The sequence below is a fragment of the Telluria sp. AZSoR62 genome (assembly GCF_058111565.1).
The window spans coordinates 1-245 of the sequence record NZ_JBYTST010000505.1; the positions used below are offsets into that span (position 1 = coordinate 1).

Below are 245 nucleotides of genomic sequence, written 5' to 3' on the forward strand. Positions count from 1 at the left end.
GTTTGTGGTGAACGAGATGGAAGCTGCGAACGGCCGGCTGCAGGCCGAGTACGGCAGCGTGGCGGAGCTGGCCGCCGCCCTCGAGACGCATGAGCAGATCGGACACCGGTTGCTGGCGGCGGCACCCGTGAACCGGGAGGCGTTTGTCCTGGAGCAGAGGGATATTGAGGAGCTCTTCCGGGCGGCCGCCGCAGCCGAGGCTGCGGACGAAGGCCGGCGCGGGGGCCTGTCCGTGGCGCAGCAGG

Annotated in this window: 1 protein-coding gene; it reads left to right on the plus strand. The window is 70.6% G+C overall.

From position 1 onward, the window contains the following. Nucleotides 1–16 precede the first annotated feature (16 nt). A partial coding sequence (locus AC3XQU_RS24545) for a hypothetical protein (RefSeq protein ID WP_489876718.1) occupies nt 17–245 on the plus strand: 229 nt, incomplete at its 3' end.